This window comes from Burkholderia sp. AU31652, from assembly GCF_002223155.1.
Lineage (GTDB): Bacteria > Pseudomonadota > Gammaproteobacteria > Burkholderiales > Burkholderiaceae > Burkholderia.
The window spans coordinates 287,677-308,895 of the sequence record NZ_NKFG01000007.1 but is presented as its reverse complement, the minus strand read 5'-3'; the positions used below and the strand labels follow the sequence as shown (position 1 = coordinate 308,895).

12 protein-coding genes are annotated in these 21,219 nt (G+C 65.7%); 7 read left to right on the top strand and 5 right to left on the bottom strand.

Features of this window, described 5'->3' with window-relative positions; genetic code table 11:
• Window positions 1-34: 34 nt before the first annotated feature.
• Window positions 35-1,282: a dienelactone hydrolase family protein gene (locus CFB40_RS33375; RefSeq protein WP_089433720.1), complete on the bottom strand. Its 1,248-nt coding sequence runs from the start codon at window positions 1,280-1,282 to the stop codon at window positions 35-37.
• Between the two features lie 353 nt (window positions 1,283-1,635).
• On the opposite strand from CFB40_RS33375, the gene CFB40_RS33370 reads away from it, so the two are divergent.
• Window positions 1,636-2,661 (top strand): AraC family transcriptional regulator, encoded by a 1,026-nt coding sequence (locus CFB40_RS33370; protein WP_089433719.1) that lies wholly within the window; start codon window positions 1,636-1,638, stop codon window positions 2,659-2,661.
• 25 nt (window positions 2,662-2,686) lie between these two features.
• Here CFB40_RS33370 and CFB40_RS33365 read toward each other — a convergent pair whose 3' ends face one another.
• Window positions 2,687-3,643, bottom strand: a complete 957-nt coding sequence (locus tag CFB40_RS33365) for a mannuronate-specific alginate lyase (protein WP_089433718.1) — start codon at window positions 3,641-3,643, stop codon at window positions 2,687-2,689.
• A 397-nt stretch (window positions 3,644-4,040) separates the two neighbouring features.
• On the opposite strand from CFB40_RS33365, the gene CFB40_RS33360 reads away from it, so the two are divergent.
• On the top strand, window positions 4,041-6,233 hold the full coding sequence (locus CFB40_RS33360) for a TonB-dependent siderophore receptor (protein WP_089433717.1): 2,193 nt from the start codon (window positions 4,041-4,043) through the stop codon (window positions 6,231-6,233).
• A 21-nt stretch (window positions 6,234-6,254) separates the two neighbouring features.
• Here CFB40_RS33360 and CFB40_RS33355 read toward each other — a convergent pair whose 3' ends face one another.
• Complete coding sequence (locus CFB40_RS33355) at window positions 6,255-7,061, bottom strand: response regulator transcription factor (RefSeq protein WP_089430125.1); 807 nt, start codon at window positions 7,059-7,061, stop codon at window positions 6,255-6,257.
• Window positions 7,062-8,201: 1,140 nt separating this feature from the next.
• Here CFB40_RS33355 and CFB40_RS33350 point away from each other — a divergent pair.
• Entirely contained in the window at window positions 8,202-11,816 is a 3,615-nt protein-coding gene (locus CFB40_RS33350) for a YadA-like family protein (protein ID WP_089433716.1), read from the top strand.
• 421 nt (window positions 11,817-12,237) lie between these two features.
• Window positions 12,238-12,645 carry a VOC family protein gene (locus CFB40_RS33345; RefSeq protein WP_174970604.1) on the top strand — a complete coding sequence of 136 codons (408 nt, stop codon included), beginning with the start codon at window positions 12,238-12,240 and terminating at the stop codon, window positions 12,643-12,645.
• Window positions 12,646-12,668: 23 nt separating this feature from the next.
• Here the strand turns inward: CFB40_RS33345 and CFB40_RS33340 are convergent, their stop codons facing one another.
• A complete protein-coding gene (locus tag CFB40_RS33340) occupies window positions 12,669-13,199 on the bottom strand; it encodes a toxin (RefSeq protein ID WP_089429701.1) in 531 nt (176 codons plus the stop codon).
• Between the two features lie 226 nt (window positions 13,200-13,425).
• Window positions 13,426-14,520, bottom strand: coding sequence for a hypothetical protein (locus CFB40_RS33335; protein ID WP_143329923.1), 1,095 nt, complete (start codon window positions 14,518-14,520; stop codon window positions 13,426-13,428).
• 510 nt (window positions 14,521-15,030) lie between these two features.
• Here CFB40_RS33335 and CFB40_RS33325 point away from each other — a divergent pair.
• The 3 genes from CFB40_RS33325 to CFB40_RS33315 all read left to right on the top strand — a co-directional run bounded on the left by CFB40_RS33325 (window position 15,031) and on the right by CFB40_RS33315 (window position 21,197).
• Window positions 15,031-16,245 (top strand): MFS transporter, encoded by a 1,215-nt coding sequence (locus CFB40_RS33325; RefSeq protein ID WP_256976955.1) that lies wholly within the window; start codon window positions 15,031-15,033, stop codon window positions 16,243-16,245.
• A 638-nt stretch (window positions 16,246-16,883) separates the two neighbouring features.
• The gene (locus CFB40_RS33320) at window positions 16,884-18,581 is read left to right on the top strand and encodes a M4 family metallopeptidase (protein WP_089433712.1); all 1,698 of its coding nucleotides are present in this window, start codon (window positions 16,884-16,886) and stop codon (window positions 18,579-18,581) included.
• A gap of 516 nt (window positions 18,582-19,097) precedes the next feature.
• Entirely contained in the window at window positions 19,098-21,197 is a 2,100-nt protein-coding gene (locus tag CFB40_RS33315; protein ID WP_256976954.1) for a putative bifunctional diguanylate cyclase/phosphodiesterase, read from the top strand.
• The last annotated feature ends 22 nt before the right edge of the window (window positions 21,198-21,219 follow it).

Below are 21,219 nucleotides of genomic sequence, written 5' to 3'. Positions count from 1 at the left end.
CTCCGGAAATCGTTGTGTGGGGGAAGGTGTTGTGTCAATGCGTGCCCGACGACGGCGCGCTGTCCTGCCAGCGGCGCATCAGCCCGTTCGACGGCACGGTTTCGTCGAGCAGCTTGCGGGCCGTTTCGACACCCGCGACCGGCAGGCCGGCCGGATCGAGCAGGCCGACCTGCACGAGCACGCTCGCCTGGTCCCAGTAGATGTGCTCGTGATAGAGCTTGTCGCCGCGAAACTTGACGATCGCGACGAGCGGAATCTCGACGCGCTTGCCGGTCGGCGCGACGCCCGGCAGCATCCAGTCGATCTCGGTGGTGTGCGTGAAGCAGAACAGCAGCTCGTCGACGATCTGGCTCGCGCCGACCGTGCGCGAGATCGGCGTGATCGTCGTGTCCGGCGGATTCGCATGCACGAAGTGATGCGTGTAGAAGCGCTTGAGCTCGTCGTAGCCGACGCCGCCCGTCAGCGTCGGAATATGGTTGACGTACGGTTCGGCAACCATCGTCGCCATTGTGGCGTCGACGTTGCGTGTGTCGAACTCGTGTTGGAGATGCGCTTCCCACAGTGTGGACAGGTCGTAGTGCGGGCCGAGCGCGGCACGGAACGCGGCGATCGCGCGCTGATGGGCCATGCTCGCGGCGGCCTTGTCGAAATGATCGCCGCCGGCGCGTGCGAACGCGTGATCGACCCCGGGATACACGTACACTTCGACGCCGTCGCGCCCGGCCAGCGCTCCAGCAATGCGCTGCTGCGCGTCGGGCGGGCAGAAGCGGTCCTGCCCCGCGATCTGCAGCACGAGCCGGCCGTGCAGGTGCGACGCCTCGTCGAGCGCGTGCTCGATGCCGACGCCGTAGTAGCTGACCGCCGCGGCCACGTCCGGCAGCCGGCACGCGGCGAGATACGCGAGCTTGCCGCCGAGACAGTAGCCGAGCACGCCGGTTCCGCCCGTGCATTCGGGAAGCTGCCTGAGCACGGCCAGCGTGGCGCCAACATCCTCGACACCCTTGTTCTCGTCGTATTCGCGGTAAAGGGCCATTGCGCGTTCGGCATCCGCTCCCGCATAGCCGAGTTCGATCCCCGGCGCCTGGCGCCAGAACAGGTCGGGCACGAGCACCGTGTAGCCTTCCTCCGCGTAGTAGTCGGCTGCTTCCCGCATCGTCGCGTTCACGCCGAAGATCTCATGGCACAGCACGATGCCCGGTCCCTTGCCGCCGGCCGGCGTGCTCAGGTAGGCGCGAAACGTGCCGCCGTCCGGCGACGGAATCTCGATGTGACGTCCTTGCATATGCCCCTCCATTCCAGTTTTTTGCTGCGACGGACCCAGTATTGGCGGACGAAATGGGCACTTCTATCCGCTTTCTTCGGCCGATATCCGCGAATTCCGGAAACCTGTTGCACCGGCCGCCGCGCGTGGGCAGGCGCGCGGCTGACTGCGGGTATGTGCGGATGCGGAAGCCCCGCACAGTTTTCTACGATGCGCGAACGGCCCGCTTCTTGCGTCATGTATGCAGGACTTGCTCGCTTGGGCGGCCGGACTGTCCGGATACTCCGGGCGCTATCCGGATCGTGCGGCGGATGCCCCCACATCGGGAATGCATGCACGGCGCGAGTGCAATGGAGCATGACGGGAGAACAGCGATGGCGCAATTTTCCGGAACAGGCTGGTTGCCGGATACGGCCTGTTTCAATCACGACAACCTGCTGCTGCAGTCGAACGACGTCGACGAGGTGCGCGCACGCGTGGCCGACGTCTTCAAGCCGCACCGGCTCACGCCGACCGGCGAATCGCGCGCGCTGCACAGCTGCATGCATCACGCGCGCTGGGGCAACCTGTCGTTGAACCTGCTCGATTATGGCGGCGGCGTCAGCATCGAGCCCGGGCCGCTCGAGCACTTCTTCCTGTTGCAGATCCCGTTGCGCGGCGACGCGGAGATCGAGTGCGGCTCGGCGCGTTTCGTGTCGTCGCCGGGCACCGCGTCGTTGATCTCGCCGACGCTGCCGCTGAAGATGCGCTGGGGCGACGCGTGTCCGCAAGTCATCCTGCGTATCGAGCGCGAAGTGATGGAGCGCCACGCGCAGCGGCATTTCGGCGACGACCGGCGCGCGCCGGTCGAATTCGAGCCGGCATTCAGCCTGTCGTCGGCGCAGGGCGCGTGTCTGATGCAGATGCTGCCGATCCTCGCCGGCGCGATCGCGACGGACGCGCATCCGCTGCGTCATCCGCTCGCGTTCGAGCAGCTCGAATCGACGCTGCTCAACCTGCTGCTGCACGGCCACCCGAACAGCGCACGCAACGGCACGCGGCACCTGCCGGTGGCGATTGCGCCGTTCTATGTGCGGCGCGTCGAGGACTACGTCCGCGCGCATCTCGACGAGCCGCTGACGATCGAACGGCTCGCCGAACTCGCCGGCGTCAGCCCGAGCACGCTGTTCGCCGGCTTTCGTCATCGCCACGGCACCACGCCGATGGGCTTCGTGCGGCAGTTGCGGCTGCAACATGTGCGCGAGGAATTGCTGGCCGACGCGTCGCCGGGGCTCGCGTCGGTGACGGACATCGCGCTGAAATGGGGTTTCGCGCACCTCGGGCGGTTCGCGATCGAGTACAAGCGGGCGTTCGGCGAGTCGCCGTCGGCGACGCTCAGGATGCGGCGCGGGCGCGCCTAGCGGTTCACGCGGCAGGCCGCTCCCGCTACGGCAGCGACACGCCCCAGACTGCCGTCACGTCCCCGCCGAGCCGCCATTCGGTGAACGGGCGGCGCGGTGCGATGATCGCCGGCAGCCGCGCGTCGTGAAAGCGCGCGTAGTACGGCTCGACCCAGCTCAGTTCATCGCGGAACGTCCACGGAAACAGGTCCTGCCTGACCGGCGTGATGGCCGTGAAGCTGGCGGGATCGTCGACCGCATCGATGACCAGGTTCGCCAGGCGGCCGATCGCGCCGTCGTTTTCCCGATAGAGATCGATATGGCGCCGCTGCACGAGTTCCGCCGCGAACACGAGCGGGAGCAGCGCGAACGTGTGATAGTGCAGCGCGCGGTTGCCGCGTTTGACTTCCCGTGCCAGCGAACCGTCGGGGCCGATGTCGCGGATGCCTTCGCGTACCCGCAGCAGCCCCGAATCGACGAGGCTCGCGTTGCCGGTCACAGTGCCGATGGCGATCAGGTCGAGTCCGGCCCAGTACACGAGGTTGTTGTGCAGGTGGTTGATCGCTTGCGCATCGCGGGTGGCGGTCGCGATACGTTCGAGCCACGGATCGATCGCGTCGAACCGGGCGCGGTTCGCGTCGCGCACGTCGCGCGGCATGCGCAGGATCACCATCGCGAAGTCGGTGCCGGCCCAGGAGCGCTCGTAGTCGCCCTGGTAACCGGTGATCCGGCCCATCAGCGCGTCGGCCCGCGCCCAGCTTTCCAGCAGGCTCACCGCGCATGACCAGTCACCCTTGTCCGCCGACGCATTGAGCCGTGAAATGAAATCGCGCATCGGCTTCACGGCGCGCGCATAGCCGGCGGCGTCGTCATAGTAGCCGGGCGGATCGATCGTCGTGACGGCCGCCGGGACCTCACAGGCGCCGGCCGGCGGCATGGCCCAGCAAAGTGCGCTCACCGCGAGCCACGCGGCGAACAGGGGGCGAGTCGACAGGCGGCGCATACGGTCCTCGGTGGTGACGTGACGATGACGTGGCAAACACGGAAGCCGAACCGGGGGCGGACAACCTCGCAACGCAGGACGCGCGCGGCCGCCAAGGCACGACGAACCCCGTTGATGCGCGCGGGCCGTGCAGCCCGCGGCCGCTTCCCGTCGCGCACGCAGTCTAGCGTCCCCGTCTTTCATCCGCCTTGCCCGGCGCCGGCCGACGACGCATTTTTTTGAGACTGCGCCCTATTCGCCCGGTATCATCGCTGCGCTCGCGACCGACGCCATGGGCCAGTGCATGCCGACTCGCGCGCAACCTGCATCGCCAAGAAGACAACACAGGGCGGACGCCGACGGCGCGTCGCGCCGCGATCGGGCCGAATCGGCCACCAGCACGACGGAGCAAGGAACGATGGTAACGGGGACGGGTGCGGCGCGACGCGCGAGGGCGATCGCGGCCGGAAGCGCGTGGGTCGTGGCGGCGGCGGGCGGCGCACACGCGCAGGCATCGGGTGCGGCAGTCACGCCGCCGGCCGGCGCGGCGGCGGCCGTGCTGCCGACGATCGACGTGACCGGGAAGGCCGACGGCGCGTCGAGCGGGCTCGTCGGGCTGCGCACCACGGCCGGCACGAAGACCGACACGCCGGTGGCCGAGATCCCGCAAACGGTCAATCTCGTGACCGCGCAGCAGATCGAGATGACCGGCGCGACCGACCTGAACCAGACGCTGCGCTACGTGCCGGGATTCGCGACGTTCGGCGCCGACAGCCGCACCGACTGGTATGCGGCGCTGCGCGGCTTCACGCCGACGCTGTACGTCGACGGCGTCGCCGCGCCGAATACGGCCGTCATCGCGAACTGGCGCGTCGACCCGTACACGATCGACTCGATCGCCGTGCTGCGCGGGCCGACCTCGGTGCTGTACGGCGCGGGCGAGCCCGGCGCGATCGTCGATGCGCACACGAAGCTCGCCGACGGCGAGCGCGTCCGCGAAGCCGGCGTGCAGATCGGCAACGACGCGCGCAAGCAATTCATGCTCGATGTCGGCGATACGCTCGATCCGGACGGCCGCTATGCGTACCGCTTCGTCGGCGTGGCGCGCGACGGCAACGCGGTCACCGGCCCGAACGGCGACCGGCGCGTCGCGCTGGCGCCGTCGTTCCGATGGCGGCCGACCGCCGATACGTCACTGACGCTATCGGCGACGTTCCTGCAGGACAGCAGCGATATTTCGTCGAACTTCCTACCGGCGTCGGGCACCGTGTTGCCGAACCCGAATGGCCGGCTGTCGCAGGACATCTACATGGGCGCCCCCGGCTTCAACGACTACCGGAAGAAGCAGTGGTCGCTCGGCTACGCGCTGGAGCACCGCGTGAATGCGATCTGGTCGCTGCACCAGGACGTGCGCTGGTCGCACCTGTCGCTCGACGACGCGACGGTGTTCGGTATCGGCTACGTGCCCCGCAGCAGCACCAACATGATGCGTTATGCGGGGCTGTTCCAGCTCAACTACAGCCGGTTCGACATCGACAACCACGCGCAGGCGCGCTTCGGCACGGGGCCGCTCGAACATACGCTGCTGCTCGGCGCGCAATATGACCGGCAGACGACGACCAACAGCGTGTGGCTCGCGCTGGCGCCGTCGCTCAACCTGTATCACCCCGTCTACCGGCCCGTCACGGACGCGATTTTCTCCGGCCCGACGTCGCTCGGCCACGTCGACCAGTACACGGCGATGAACACGTTCGGCGTGTATGCGCAGGACCAGATCCGCTGGCGGCGCTGGACGCTGACGCTCGGCGGCCGCGAGGATTTCGTCAATGCGCGGTTCGACGACCGGACGGCCGGCACGCAGGCGCGGCAGGACGTCAGTGCGTTCTCCGGGCGCGTCGGGCTCACCTATCAGGGCGACGCCGGGCTGTCGCCGTACGTGAGCTATTCGACGTCGTTCGATCCCGTCATCGGCGTGAGGATGTACGGCGGCGGCTTGCCGAAGCCGACACGCGGCAAGCAGACGGAAGCCGGGTTGCGCTGGCAGCCGCCCGGCAAGAACCTGCTGTTGAGTGCGGCCGTCTACCAGATCGACCAGACCAACGTCGCGACGCCGACACCGGTGAGTCTCGACCCGACCGGCACGACGTCCGTGCAGACCGGCAAGGTGCGCTCGCGCGGGATCGAGCTGAGCGCGGTCGGCAAGGTCACCCGCGAGTTGTCGGTCGTCGCGTCGTATGTGTATCAGGACGTCAAGAACGTGCAGGCGAACGACGCGTCGCTGAACCACTGGCCGGTGTCGGTGCCGCTGCCGCGGCAGATGGCGTCGATGTGGGCCGACTGGACCTGGCGCACGGGTATCCTGTCGGGCCTCGGGGTCGGCGGTGGCGTGCGCTACCAGAGCGCGTCGGCCGGCGCACCCGACAACTCGCTGACCGTGCCGAGCGTGACGCTGGTCGACCTGGCGCTGCACTACGAGATGCCGCACTGGCGATTCGCGCTGAATGTCGCGAACGTGTTCGATCGCAGCTATGTGAGCGGTTGCCAGTCGTACGCCGTCTGCGTGTTCGGCAACGAGCGAACCGTGCTGGCCACCGCGAAATACAACTGGTAGGCGCGAACGCGCGCAGCGGGCCTACGCGTCGCGTTGCGGCTCCCGGCGCACGGCGCGTTCGCCGGCGTGACGCTGGCGCCGCCACTCGGTCGGCGTGAGGCCGAAACGTTCGCGGAATGCGGTCGCGAAATTCGCCGGCGTGGAAAAGCCGATCTCCTTCGCGATGCTGGCAATGCTGAGCGACGTCGAATCCAGCAGGTCCTGCGCGATCCGCAGCCGCTCGTGCCGCAAGTACTCGAACACCGTCTGGCCGAGATTGTCGCGAAACGCGCGTGACAGCCGCTTTTCGTGCGTGCCGACCGCGCGGGCCAGCTGCTCCACCGTCGGCGGATCGTTCAGCGTCCGTGCCAGGTGGCGGATCGCCGCGCGCACGATGATGTCGTCGTCCTTGCCGGCCACGAACGGGTTTTCCATGTCGACGGGCCGCTCGCGCTTCTCGCGCGCGAGCTGCACGCGAATCCGCGCGAGCACTTCGGCGGGCTCGAACGGCTTGACCACATAGTCGACGCAGCCGATGTCGAACCCCTCGAGGCGCTCGTGCAACGCGCCGGCCACGGTCAGGAAAATCACCGGAATCGCGCACGTCAGCGGATCAGCGGCAAGCAGCCGGCATGCGGTGAAGCCGTCCATGCGCGGCATGCGGACATCCATCAGGATCAGGTCGGGCATGAGCGCCTGCGCGCGCTGGCACGCCTGCAGCCCGTCGGACGCAATGCTGATCCGGCACCCCGTGCCGCGCAGGATGTCGATCAGCAAGCGAAGCTGGTCGGGCTGATCGTCGACGATCAGGATATGGGCGTCGCCCAATGCGGAGATCGATGGATGCATCGTGCACCTGTTCTGGAATGACTGCTGGCTGCGTTCCTGCGGGTGGCCGGCCCGGTTCGGATCAATCGTCGGAAGCTGCTCCATGGCGACGTACAAGCGCATCGACATTCGAATTTCGCCCCGCTACACGACGGACAACCGGTCGGCGTAATGCCTTGCATGGCGGGTTTTGATCACTGACCCGGTAAAGGCGCGAAGCGTTGCCGGCGTCGCGCGCTGAAAAGTGCGCGACTGCCGGTATCGATGCGAGCCGAATTGTAGGGGCATATTTCAATTCTTGCCAGACGCATTGACTCTATCTGCTTCAATCCGTTTTTCAGCTGCTTCAGCTTGTATGGTGATTCGTGTTTGGCGTGCGGCACACCGGTGCCTGTCCATTTCCGCCATTTTCATTTGGCGCCGCCACGTGCGGTCGCGTAGTTCAGAAATATTTTTGGGGAAATCTTTTGAGGAATTTTTCTTTAATCCGCCTCAGCAAAGATTTTATCCTCCCGACAAAACATCTCGATTAATTTAGATGGCGCGAAATCGTTTGCGAGATGCACGTTTTTAGCGCAACTATTTGAATATATTGAATTTTACAATCTATAAAGAATGCCACCTTCAATAATTTTAATTCGTGTCTCATAATTCGTCCGAACTTTGAGTGCAGGGTTGCACCGAGCAACGCAAGGCACGGCGGATTGTGACGGACGTTGTGCGATTCGGATCCGAGGCATCAATTGATGTGACTCCGAGCGCATGTCCGTTGCGCGCAAGCGAAAATCCGGTTGCCGTGGATGAAATAAAAGAAGCGGGGTGGGTCGCGGTCAGCGCGACATCAAATCAGGGGTGTCCATAACGGCGGATTGAATCTCCGGATTCAGTCGCTGGGCGAATTAGCCCATATAAAACGATATGCATTCCTAATGCATCACCAGGATTAACGGAACGGGCCGTCACACGAACGACGGGCCCGCGCTTTCGAACGTCCCGTCGCCACGGGCGGACGATGCGCGCCGTCTTCGGCACGCTCGAGTCGGGCACGGGCATCGGGTTCCGCACTGAAGTCGTAATCGCAATCGCAGTCGCAGCTGAAGTCTTCAACAAAACTAAGTAGTCCGTATTCAAACCAAACGCTACAAAACGGAGCAGAAGACCATGAAGAGGAAGCAGATTTCGGCGCTTGCCGCCGCCATGTTCACGGGTGCAGGTGTGCTGATCTCGGGCGCCGCGCATGCGGACAATTTCGTCGATCGCGGCAACCCGGACAACGCGCTGAGCGGTCAGTGCATCGACGGCACGAACCCGTTGTGCGTCGCGACCAAGAGCGGGAGCTACGTGGCGGTAAGCACGGCAAACGTCAAGATGGGCACGAACGCCAAGGCCGGCACCAGCGGCATCGCGATCGGCGACCAGTCGAACGCAAGCAGCAATGGCGGCACCAGCAGCGGCGGCGCGATCGCGGTCGGCGTCGGCGCGCAGGCGCTGGCGAACTCGGCCACGGCCATCGGCACGGTAGCCGTCGCGCAAGGCAACACGGCGCTCGCCATCGGCCGCCAGTCGGCCGCGGTCGGCGATTTCTCGATGGCGCTCGGCAACGTCGCCGATGCGCACGGCACGAGCTCGATCGCACTGGGCCACTCGGCGCTGGCCAGCGGCGATCGTTCGGTCGCGATCGGCGGCGCCAACCCGACGTCGAGCGACGGCGTGTCGGCCGGCGCGTCGTATGACGCGGCCACCCAGACGCGCGCCGCCGGCACGCAATCCGTCGCGATCGGTGCAGGCGCGCAGACGAACGACAACAACCAGGTGGCGATCGGTTCGGGCAGCGTCGGTGCGAACAATGGCGGCACGCCGGTGTTCGGCGGCACGGCCGCGCCGGTCGGCGGCGCGGTGTCGTTCGGCGCGATCGGCAACGAGCGCCAGCTCAAGAACGTCGCGGCAGGCGCGGCCGATACGGACGCCGTCAACGTCCAGCAGCTGAAGAACGTGAACGGCACGCTCAGCACGAGCATCGCCACGGTCGACGCGCGCGTGACGTCGGTCGGCAATTCGCTGTCGACCACGATCTCGAACGTCGACCAGCGCGTGACCAACGTGGGCAACAGCCTCAGCACCAGCATCGTGACCGCAACGAAGAACGTCGTGAAATACACCGACGATTCGCATGCGGCGATCGCACTCGACGGCGCCAACGGCACGACGATCAACGGCGTCGCGGCCGGCGTCGCCGACACCGATGCGGTCAACGTCGGCCAGCTGAAGGGCAGCGTCGCGCCGCTGCAGACGTCCATCTCGACGGCGGCGTCGAACATCGCGAACCTGCAGACCAGCGTCACCGGCATCAACACCTCGCTGAGCACGGCAACCACGAACATCAGCAACCTGCAGGCAGCCGATGCACGCAACGTGAAGTACGACGGCCAGAGCGGCTTCGACTCGGTGACGTTCGCCGGCACGAACGGCACGACGCTGCACAACGTCGCGGCCGGTGTCGCGAATACCGACGCCGTGAACGTCGGCCAACTGAACGGCGGCCTGTCGTCGCTCAGCACGAGCGTGACGAACAACCTCAGCACGACGCTCGGCAACCTGAGCACGTCGATCAACAACCAGATCGGCAATGCGACGAAGAACGCCGTGCAGTACGACGATGATGCGCACAGCGGCGTGACGCTCGGCGGCAAGGGCGCGCAGTCGCCGGTCGGCCTGCACAACGTGGCGGACGGCATTGCCGCGGGCGATGCCGTGAACGTCGGTCAGCTCGGCAAGGCCACCGACACGCTGAACCAGTCGATCACGACCGTCGGCAACAACGTGACGACGCTCGGCAACCAGGTGACGACGAACACGGGCAACATCGCCGCGCTTCAGCAGGATGCGCTGCTGTGGAACACGAACCTCGGCGCATACGACGCGAGCCACGGCGGCAACGGCCCGCAACGCATCGGCAACGTCGCGGCCGGCAAGAACGGCACGGACGCGGTCAACGTCGACCAGTTGAACGCGGCGATTCAGGACGGCACGAGCCAGCTCGATGCGCTCGCAGTGAAGTACGACGACGCGAGCAAGAAGCAGGTTTCGCTCGGTGCAGGCAACGGCGGGAGCCCGGTGCGACTGACCAATATCGCGGAAGGCAACGTCGCGGCCGGCAGCACCGACGCGGTGAACGGCGCGCAACTGCGCCGCGCGAGCGACGGCACCGCAGCCGCGCTGGGCGGCGGTGCAACGGCGAATCCGGACGGCTCGATCAGCGCGCCGGCCTATAAAGTCGGCGGCGGCTCGTTCAACAACGTCGGCGACGCACTCACGAACCTCGACGGCCGGGTCGGCAGCAACACGACGACGCTCGAGAATCACGAAACGCGCATCGGCAACGCCGAAACGAACATCGCCGGCAACACGGCCGCGATCGCCGGGCTGCAACAGGACGCGCTCCAGTTCGACCCGAAGGCCGGCGCCTACAACGCGGCGCGCAGCGGCGCACCGACGAAGCTGACGAACGTGGCCGACGGCAACATCGCCGCGGGCAGCACCGACGCGGTGAACGGCGGCCAGTTGTCGGGCGTGAAGTCGTCGCTCGAACAGCAGATCACGCAGGTGTCCAACCAGGCGGGCGAGGCCGTGAAGAACGTCGTCAAGTACGATGTCGACACGAACGGCAACCGGCTGAATTCGGTTTCGCTGATCGGCGGCGACACGAATGCGGCCGTCGTGCTGAAGAACGTCGCCGCGGGCACCGACGATACGGACGCGGTGAACGTGAAGCAGCTGAAGGGCGTGCAGTCGAGTCTCAACCAGCTCGGCGCGCTCGCGGTGCAGTACGACGACAGCTCGAAGAACTCGATCACCCTCGGCGGCGCCGGCGGCACGCGCATCACCAACGTGCAGGCGGGGACGCTCAGCGCAACCAGCACGGACGCGGTGAACGGCTCGCAGCTCTACGCGACCAACCAGCAGGTCGCGAAGAACACGACCGACATCACGAACCTGCAGGGGAACGTGACCAACATCGCGAACGGCAAGGCCGGCCTCGTGCAGCAGCAGGATCCGAATGGCGCGATCACGGTCGGGAAGGACACCGGCGGCACCAGCGTGAACTTCTCCGGCACGTCGGGCGACCGCGTGCTGACCGGCGTCGCGGCAGGCGTGAACAACAACGACGCGGTCAACATGGGCCAGTTCAACAATGCGCTGAAGAACGTGGCGGCCAACGACCAGATCCGCGCGGCGGCGACCGATGCGAACACCACGTGGATCGCGCGAGCCGATGCGGGTGCGATCGGGTCGACGGCGACGGCAACCGGCAAGAACGCGGTGGCGGTCGGCCAGGGCTCCGTCGCCGATCGCGACAATTCGTTCTCGGTCGGCGCGAAGGGCAGCGAGCGCCAGGTCACGAACGTCGCGGCCGGCACCGCGCCGACCGACGCGGTGAACGTGCAGCAGCTGAACGACAACCTGTCGGCCGCGTCGAATCAGGCGAAGGGCTACACCGACCAGCGCATCGGCCAGGTGTACAACTCGTTCAACGACCTGAAGAAGGACATGTACGGCGGCGTGGCATCGGCCATGGCCGTGGCCGGCCTGCCGCAACCGACGGGCGCGGGCCGCTCGATGGTCTCGGCGGCGACGTCGAACTATCACGGCCAGCAGGGTTTCGCCGCCGGGTACTCGTACGTGACGGAAAGCAACCGCTGGGTCGTCAAGGCGTCGGTGACGGGCAACACGCGTTCGGACTTCGGCGCGGTGGTGGGCGCGGGTTACCAGTTCTGACGTCATCCGTGCAGCACCGATTGACCGGTGGTGCCGGGCAGCGGTCGTGATGTCCGGCACTGGCGGGAAATCCGTGGCCCGGGGTGGGTTTGTCACCCTCGGGCCATCGACGCTTGATGCGTCACGCAAAGCGACAGGGATGCGCCGAGCGCGTGTGGCAGTCCCTGCCGTTTGCCTTGCGCCCGGGGCTCACACGGCAAACACAGCGAAACGAGGGGGCAGGCCCATCCCGGCCAAATGCGAATAGCGCGATCCACGGCGATCGCAACGGCGCCCCGGCCCCCGGTTTCATGCGGGTTCGCGGGCGGTCCGGACGTGCGACGAATGCGAGTTGTCGAACGTGAGCGCCGGCTCGTATTCTGAATGCGTCGGGCGGAACGGCATGGGGCCTCCGCCGATCCACGCATGACAGGGACTCGCAATGACTGCCATTACGCAAACCATGAAGCTCAACCACCTGAGCTTCCCGTCGGCCGACACGCTGGCGACGGCCCGATTCTTCGAGCGGCACCTCGGTTTCACGATCGCGGGAAGCTGGGAACAATCCTGGATCCTCAAGCGTCCGGGCTTCGACGTGGTAATCGATCACGTCAGCGACGACAGGCCGGCATGGCCGACGAATTTCCACGTCGGGTTCGAACTGCCGAGCCTCGATGAGGTTCGCACGTTGTTCGAGCGCTTCCGGGAGGAGGGCGTCGAGATGGTGACGGACGTCTTCAACAACGGGCGCGGTTCGCGTTTCTTCTGCCGCGCACCGGGCGGCGTGATGTTCGAACTGAACACGCGCGCGGATGCCGCGCCGGCATATCAAGGCACGTTCGATGACTGACGCAGGTAAGCGTCGCGCCGCGCTCAGCCGCTGGCGCGGGCCAGCCTGTCGATGACCGCGCGGGTGTGCGAAGGCCGGGTGATTTCCGTCCAGTGCAGATGCGCGAATGTCGGGTCGTCTCGCAGGGCGGCGAACTTGATGCGATTCCTGGCGAACGTGGTGTACGACCACAGCAGCACCGACTCCCGGGAGAATGCCATCCGCAGCGATTCACGGTTGCCGTGAGAAAGCTCGGTGCGCATGAGCCCTCGGCTCAACGTGCGCCAGAGCACCCGGGAGAACACCGTCCGTCGCCCGAAGTTGAGCCAGACCACGTGCGTGGCTCTCGACCAGAGCACGTCGCGCACGGCGCTGTAGTTCCCGTCGGCGACCCAGCGGTCGCCGGCGGTCGCGGCCAGCACGGCGCTCTCGAACTGTTCCGGCGGCACGGCTGTCCAGCCGGGGCCCCAGTAGAGTCGATCCAGCTCGATGCAAGGGCAGCCGGCTGCTGCCGCCAGCGCGCTGGAAAAGGTGGATTTCCCCGCTCCGCTGGTTCCAACGACGATGAAGCGCATGGGTTTGACCGCGGTTGAATTTTTGAAGCTGCGTATTGTGCCCCATGCGTGCCTCATGCAGGAAGCGGTCCCTCGAATGCCGCGGTTCATCGTTGAATCTTCGCGATGCCCAGGCTTGCTCCGCCAACCCATCTGCATTGGAGGGGCAGCCTGGTCAACGCCGAATCAGCCTGACGGGCTGTTGCCCGGCCCCGTCACACGCAGGCTGAAGACGGAACCCTTCCGGTCACTTCTTGAGCGACACCACCATGTTCTGCGTGTTGCCGACGCGAACGTACTCGAAGCGGAGTTGCTGGTCGTTCGACTGCGGCACTCCGTCGATGGCGACGACCTGCTTGTGCAGCATCGCCGACTGGTCGAACGCGCTGCCGGCGCCGTAGAAGGTGAACTTGCCCGTCGCCTTGGACTCGGGTGTCGACTGGAAGTTGAACAACCCCTGGGGATACGTCTTGTTGCCCAGGAAATCGAAAGGTTTTCCGCCGGAATACGTATCGAATTCCACGTTGGCGTTGTGCGAGATGGAAAACGTTGCCGTCGACGCACTGTCGTAAAACTCGACCGCGTCGGTAACGAACTTCGCATTGGCATCGTCCTGAGCCCAGACCCGCACGCTTTTGCGCAACGTAATCTGCTTGCTCGTCATCGCGCTCTTCGCACGCCTTCCGAACGCGAGACGCGATTCGGCGATCTCCATCTTGCCGCCCGTCGATTCCATGTGCAGCGAGTAATCGTTGCCCGGAACCCGGGGCAGCGCCGCCGGCAGAACGGCATACTCGCTGAATGTCAGCACGATCTCTTCGGCACGGACATTCACCGCGGACTGGCCCTGGACACGCAGCTTCTTGGTGCTGGCGTACAACCGGCAGGAGACGTCATAGCGGCTGGCGCCGGCCAGTTCCAGATCGAGGAGAAGGTCGATATACATGCCGAGCAACGGCGGGACCAGGCCGCCCGCATTCACCGTATCGAAACGGCTGGCCTCGAACGCGGCGTCGACGATCCTGAAGTTGACGAACGGGTGACCGATGAGCTTGTGCGGATACGGGCCCATCGTGAAATCGACGCCGCGCGCATCGCCGGAGATGCCGCGCATCACGAGGGCACCGCTACGAAGATCGATTTCAACGGGCGGGATGTCGTTGTCGAAACTTCCGCCCCATACCGACGACTGCCGGGACAGCAGCGTCAACGTTCCGGCGGGAGCGATCATCGAGAAGGATTTGCCGGCTTCCTTGTCAAAGGAAGGGGCGCTCACCTCATTCGTACCCGCCGTGCTGTATGTCTGGTTTTCATTGGGCTTCCAGATGAAGATGTCTGGCATGATGCTCTCCTGATTGATTCGAACGTTACGCACGGGAGCGTTGAATTCTTCCCCGTCAGTCTCGAGGTTGATCGAACGGCGACCGGCGCTTGATTGGCTCTGTTCGACCCGCCTGAAGTCAGGCGCATGGCGAAAGAGTGACGCCAATATAGGACCGGTTTTTTCCAGAATCGATTACACGTGATTACGCGGCGCGGCGTGCCGGCAGCGCCTGTATCGGGGGGGCGAGCAGACGTGTCCGGGCCGGGTAGTCTCGGCGTCCCGCAATGGCCGTTTGAATGTGACATCGAAGTCGGCTGTTCGCTGCCTGCGCCTTTGTACGACCAGCCACGACAATCCTGCCGCACACCGCGGCGGCCAACCCCGACAAGATCAAGAGAGAGAAACGATGGCGACCGAACCCGGGTTGCGGGACAGCATGCATGTGCGTAGCACCCGTGACGGCAACCCGTCATGTGTGCACGGATGGGTAACGGCCAGGCCCGCGTCTCGAGCGAATCGGGGGCTGGCATGAGCGACAAACCCGTTCTTGCCGCCGGTACACCGTGCGAACCGGCCGCGTCGACTGCGTCGCTGATGGCGCTGGCCTGCCTGGTCGTCTTCATGGCGCAAATGGCGACGACGGTGTACCTGCCGTCACTGCCTGTCGTCATGCGCGAACTGAAGATGACGCAAGGCGGCGCCGAGTTGTCCATCTCCGCCTATGTGATCGGCGCGGCGCTGCCGGTGCCGTTCTGGGGCGCCGCCGCGGAACGCTGGGGCAGGCGCGGCCCGTTGCTGATCTCGCTGCTGCTGTTCGTCGCCAGCAGCCTGCTGCTCGCCGTCTGCACGCTCGCGCCGGCGCTGCTCGCGTTGCGCGCCATCCAGGGCATCGGGGGCGGCGGCGCGGCGATCATCGCCAGAATCATCGTCCGCGACTACTGGCGCGGCGACGAACTGGCGCGACGGCTGTCGGTGTTGTCGATCGCCTTCATCACCGCGCTGGGCGGCGGCCAGTTCGTCGGCGGGCTGATCGGCCGATACAGTCACTGGCAAACGGGTTTCGTGCTGATGGCCGTCATCGCCGCGCTCGCGATCGGCCTGTCGGCGGCGTTGCCGTTGAAGGCGGGAAGCCGCACCGCGGTCACGTCGGGGATGGCCGGCACTTACCGGAGCCTGCTGCGGCGCCCGGGTTTCCTATGGCCGGCTTGCGCGGGCGGGTTGGGGTTCGCGACAACGGTGACCTTGCAGGAAGTGAGTCCGTTCGTGTTCCAGGAACATTTCAGGCTGGCCGTGACGAGCTTCGGCAGTATCGGCCTGTTGCTCGGTGTCGCCTATTTCAGCGGCGCGATGCTGGTCAATCGCGTCGTGAAGCGGCTCGGCGGCGTGCGGCTGATGCATGCCGGTGCCGCGCTGGTTGCGCTCGCAACCACGTTGATGCTGGCGTCCTGGCTGGGTGGCCGGCTGGATCATTTCGGCGGCCTGTGGATCTTCATCGCGCTGTATTGCCTCGCGATTTTTGGCCAGGCGGTGCTGTTTCCCAACAGCATGGCGACCGCCGTCAGCAATGCGCACGAACACGGCGCGCATGCGATGGCGTTGTGCGGTTTCCTGCAGCAAGGACTGGCGGGCATCGCGGCGACGGCCGCGGTGCTGCAGCACCACGGCGGCACGTGGACGCTCGCCGTGTTCGTGCTGGGCGCGCTGACGTGGCTGGTGGTGCGGTTCAAGGTGAGGACCGGCTAGGCAGCGGACGTCAGTGAATAGTGCATCGGCCGCACGCGCGTTCCCCGGCAACAACCGCGTGCGCAACCGCTGACTGGGCATGAGCCTTCCGATGCAAGAGAACGTGTGACGTGCACATCCGATGGGTTGCGCCGCGCCGCTCAAGCGAAAGATTCGTAGAAAGCATTACCTCGTGCGCCGCTCGGCAGGCTTTCACTACGAATTCAAAGGCATTGTCGTCAAAATCGAGAATCGAACGGCCATTAAAAGTTTCATTGGCGCGCCGGCAATGGCAACAATCAAAATAAATATTTAATAAAGCAACTAGTGTCTGGAGCATTACCCCCGGCTTTACCTCATTCGTCCTGCCCGACCCGCGCCACGTGCGGTCTTTCCCAGGCAGCGCCAGCCTCTCCGACACATTCCCCCGATGCAACCTTGTCGATCCCGCCATCGCGGCCGACGAGATCATTTCAAATTTCTCACCAAACAATGACTCGATTAACGACGATGACAGTAAAAAATAAACTGTCAGAAAATATCTTGTAATTATAAAAATGACCCTCTAGCATCCCTCTGCGGTTCGTGACATGTCTTACATCAAAGTCTGTACTTGATGCATTCCTCGAACATCACCCACTTATAAGCCGGGGGATTACATGAAGAAACTGTCTCGTCTGCTGTCCATCTCCGCGATTACCGTCGCGAGTCTCAGTGCTTTTGCCCAGGCCGGCGACCCGTCGGCTACGGTCGACAAGGCACTGCAACTGATCCAGCAGAACCCGTCCGCCTTCAGCCTCGCAGCCGGCGGCGCAGCACGCACGTTGAAGTTCGCAGGGCCGCAGGCGAGCGCGCCGGCGGATGGCGATCAGTTCCAGGTGCGCGACGTGATCGTCGACCCCGACGGCACTGAGCACGTGCGGTTCGACCGCTTCTACGCGGGCCTGCCCGTGATCGGGGGCGACGTGGTCGTCCATTCGAGCAAGGGGCAGTTGAAGCAGGCGAGCGTGACCCAGCTCGCGCCGATCAGTCTCGCCGGCACGATCGGCAAGGTTGGCGACCGCGCGGTCGTACGCAACGCACCCGACATCGGCGCTGCCCGGGTCAAGCGCATCGCGGCCGCGCGTTTCAACTCGGACGTGCGCCGCGTCGATGACGCGGAACTCGTCGTGTTCGCACGCGACGTCACGCCGACGCTGGCCTACGCGGTGCGCGTGTACGGCAAGGCGACCGAAGTGCATGGCGACGCGGTGCTGTACTACGTCGATGCGCGCACCGGCACCGTGCTCGACGCGCAGGACCTGATCAAGACGGCGGCCGCGACCGGCACTGGCCGCTCGTTGTACTACGGCAACCTGACGCTCACCACGGACCAGACGGGCACGAACGCGTACCGGATGCTCGATCCGAGCCGTGGCTCCGGCTCGGTCTACGACGGCCGCGGGCTGACCTCGGACGACGTCGAGCAGGCGACCGACCTGCCGATCTTCACGAGCAGCACGAACGTGTGGGGCAACAATACGACCACCGACCGGCAGACAGTCGCCGCCGACATCGACTATGGTCTCGCGCTGACTTGGGACTACTACAAGACGACGCACAACCGTAACGGCATCTTCAATGACGGCCGCGGCGTGAAGAGCTATGCACACGTGGTGTTCAACACGGGCAGCGGCACGACCGGCGCGAATGCGGCATGGCTGGATTCGCACGTGATGGTGTATGGAGACGGCCAACCCGGCACCAGCCTGCCGAAACCGGTCGTGTCGGTGGACGTCGCCGGACACGAGATGAGTCACGGCGTGACCGAGGCCACGGCCAACCTGAACTACTCGGGTGACGCGGGCGGCCTGAACGAGTCGACGTCCGACATCTTCGGCACGCTCGTGAAGTACTACGCCAACAACCCGAACGATCCCGGCAACTACGTGATCGGTGCGCGCGTGGTGAGCGGCGGCCTGCGCAAGATGTACAAGCAGGATCTCGACGGCCGGTCGTTCAGCTGTTACCCGTCCGGCGGATTCTCGTGGTCGAATCCGCGCCACGATCCGCATTTCACGTCGGGCGTCGGCAACCGCCTGTTCTACCTGCTCGCGGAAGGCCCGACGGTGCCGTCGACCGATACCGGCCTGACGAAGGCGCAGCTGGTGTGCAACGGCGACACGACCTTCAGCGGCGTGGGCCGCGAGAAGGCCGGGAAGATCTGGTACCGGACGCTGACCGTGTATCTGAACGCCAACTCCAGCTACCCGAACGCGCGTCGTGCGTCGATCCAGGCGGCGAACGACCTGTATGGCACGAACTCGGCCGAAAGCGCCGCGGTCGCTCGCGCGTGGAGTGCGGTCGGAGTGAATTGATGGCGGTTGTGTGAGCGCGTTGAACGCCCGGCGCGCGCGTGGTGAACCCTTCGCTTCGGCGAAGGGCGAACCGGTCGAAGCCACGTGACGCCCGGGCGAATGAAGGGCAGCCGTTGATCGACCGCCTGCGATTGCAGGCGGTCGATTTTTTGGCGGCCGGCTTTCACGACACTCGCCGTCTATCCTGCTGATCTCGCCGCGACGCGTCACCCGTCGCGCCGTTCGTCGGAACGCGTTCCGTCCAATCGATCACCTGTCCGGTGGCGTGCCATTCGAGCGCAATGTGCTCGGCCTCCGCCGCAGCCCGAACCTCCGCTCCCCATCCCGTCTCGTTCCGGCACTTTTTCCCAAAAAAATATCTGTCGTGCAATCGTTTGCGCCCGGCCACGCGGCGTTCAGTTTATTCATCACATGCCGATATCTGGAGGGCACGCCTGATCGAAGCGGCATTGCCCCCCGCTGCGTCGATCGGGCATGGCATCGGCCCATGCGACGGATAGGGGAAGAAAGGTTTTGGTGACAGTTTTCGGGTGCATCGTTCATCGGCACAACCACTGGCTGGTGTTGCTTGCCGCACTGCTGTGCGGAGGCGGCTCGTGGGTCACCGCGCGCCTGTTCCAGCGCACGGTGAACACCTCCGGCACGCAGCGGCTCGGCTGGCAGGTGCTGACGGCCATTTCGGCCGGCGTGGCGATCTGGTGCACGCACTTCATCGCGATGCTCGGATTCGACGCCGGCGCGCCCGTGCACTTCAACCTGCCGCTCACGCTCGTGTCGCTGCTCATCGCGGTCGTGGGCAGCACGATCGGCTTCGCACTGACGACCTGTCGCATCGTCAAGGTCGCGCCCGCGCTCGGCGGCGCGATCGTCGGCGTGGCGATCGTGCTGATGCACTACACCGGCATGCTCGCGTGGCGGGTCGAGGGGATCGTGTCGTGGGACGTCGGCTACCTGGTCGCGTCGGTGGTCCTGGCGATGACGCTCGCGGCGCTCGCGCTGCACCTCGCGATGCGGCCGTCGCCGCACGCCGTCAACCAGATGGCCGGCGTGCTGTCGCTCGCGATCCTCGCATTGCATTTCACCGGGATGTCCGCGCTGCGCATCACGCCGCTGATGCTCGACGGCAACTGGACCGACATGAGCGAGATGCGTCCGCTGGCGCTGGCGGTCGCGGGCACGTCGCTCGTGATCGTCTGCACGGGGCTCGTGAGCTACGTGATCGACAGCAACGTGCGGGCCGAATCGCTCGAACACCTGCGCCGGCTGGCGCTGAGCGACATGCTGACCGGCCTGCCCAACCGGGCCAGCTTCAACGAGCGGCTCGACCTCGAAATCGCGCTTGCGCAGGAACAACGCACGAAGCTCGCGCTGATCGGCATCGACCTGAACCGCTTCAAGGAAATCAACGACCTGCGCGGCCACCACGCCGGCGACGAGGTGCTGCGCATCCTCGTGCGCCGCATGACGAACCTGCTGCGCGAAGGCGAATTCGTCGCCCGCATCGGCGGCGACGAATTCGCGGCGCTTTGCCGGATGGACGACGACACGCGCCTGATGGATCTGCTCGAACGGCTCGAGCCGGCACTCTACAAGCCGGTCAGGCTGGACGACTACGAGGTCGTGCCGGGTGCGAGCTTCGGCGTCGCCATCTATCCGGACGACGCGGCCACCAAGGCCATCCTCATCAACAACGCGGACCTCGCGATGTACCGCGCGAAGGGCAGCATCGCGCAATCGATCTGCTTCTACGAGCCGGCGATGGACCTGATCGTCCGCGCGCGCCGCAGCCTCGCGGCCGACCTGCGCCGCGCGGTGGCCGACAACCAGCTGAGCATCCACTACCAGGTGCAGACGTCGCTCGCGACCGGCGAGATCCGCGGCTACGAGGCGCTGCTGCGCTGGCAGCACGCGACGCTCGGCACGATTCCGCCCGCCGAGTTCATTCCGCTCGCCGAGGAAAACGGCGTGATCCTGGACATCGGCGCATGGGTGCTGCGCGAGGCCTGCGCGCGGGCGGCCACGTGGGAGCCGCCCTATGCGGTCGCGGTGAACGTATCGGCCGTGCAGTTCATGCACGCGGACCTGACGGCGCTCGTGGCGGACGTGCTCGAAGCCACCCGCCTGCCGGCGTCGCGCCTGCAGCTGGAGCTGACCGAATCGACGATCTTCGCCAGCCGCGAGCGTGCGCTGGACACGCTGCGGCAGATCAAGGCGCTGGGCGTGAGCATCGCGCTCGACGATTTCGGTACCGGCTATTCGTCGCTCGACACGCTGCGCTCGTTCCCGTTCGACCGCATCAAGCTCGACCAGTCGTTCGTCGCGGACGCGGAAGCGAAACCGCAGGATCGCGCGATCATCCGCGCCGTGCTCGCGCTCGGCAAGAGCCTGGGCATTCCGATCCTGGCCGAAGGCATCGAGACGCACGACCAGCTGGCGCTGCTGGCCGACGAAGGCTGCGACGAAGCGCAGGGCTTCCTGCTCGGCAGGCCCGCCCCCCTCAACGAGATCGTCGGCAGCGGGCAGATTGCGCTGACCGGCGGCAACCGCGTCCGCACGGCGGTTCCTGCGTCCGAATCGGCCGTCGCGGCCGATCTCGACCCGGATCCGCGCGGGTAACCCTCGACGCCGGACACGGCAG